Origin of the sequence: Streptomyces glaucosporus (assembly GCF_039533345.1) — a bacterium.
GTDB lineage: Bacteria > Actinomycetota > Actinomycetes > Streptomycetales > Streptomycetaceae > Streptomyces > Streptomyces glaucosporus.
Map to the genome: position 1 here is coordinate 1 of NZ_BAAATJ010000060.1, position 792 is coordinate 792.

The following is a 792-nucleotide window of genomic DNA, read 5'->3' on the forward strand; positions in this document are numbered from 1 at the left end:
CTGACCGGCGGCAAGGAGGCCAACAAGGGCGTCAACCCCGACGAGGTCGTCGCCATCGGCGCCTCCCTGCAGGCCGGTGTCCTCAAGGGCGAGGTCAAGGACGTCCTGCTGCTGGACGTCACCCCGCTGTCCCTGGGCATCGAGACCAAGGGCGGCATCATGACCAAGCTGATCGAGCGGAACACCACCATTCCGACCAAGCGGTCGGAGATCTTCACCACCGCCGAGGACAACCAGCCCAGCGTGCAGATCCAGGTGTACCAGGGCGAGCGGGAGATCGCCGCGTACAACAAGAAGCTGGGGATGTTCGAGCTGACCGGGCTGCCGCCGGCGCCGCGCGGGGTGCCGCAGATCGAGGTCACCTTCGACATCGACGCCAACGGCATCATGCACGTGTCGGCCAAGGATCTGGGCACCGGCAAGGAGCAGCGGATGACCGTCACCGGTGGGTCGGCGCTGCCCAAGGAGGACATCGAGCGGATGATGCGGGAGGCGGAGCAGTACGCGGAGGAGGACCACCGCCGCCGGGAGGCCGCCGAGACCCGCAACCAGGCCGAGCAGCTGGTGTACACCACCGAGAAGTTCCTCAAGGACAACGAGGACAAGGTGCCCGGTGAGGTGAGGGGCGAGGTGGAGGCCGCGCTGGCCGAGCTGAAGGAGAAGCTCAAGGGCGAGGACACCGCGGCGATCCGGGAGGCGTCGGAGAAGGTGGCCACCACCAGTCAGAAGCTGGGGCAGGCGCTGTACGCCGATGCGCAGGGCCAGCAGGCCGCGGGCGGCGCCTCCGCCGGC

At 68.6% G+C, this 792-nt stretch carries 1 protein-coding gene; it reads left to right on the forward strand.

Annotated features, from left to right (window positions below; genetic code table 11):
- Window positions 1-792 (forward strand): Hsp70 family protein (locus ABD358_RS28345; protein WP_344634021.1); only part of this gene is annotated, 792 nt, incomplete at both ends.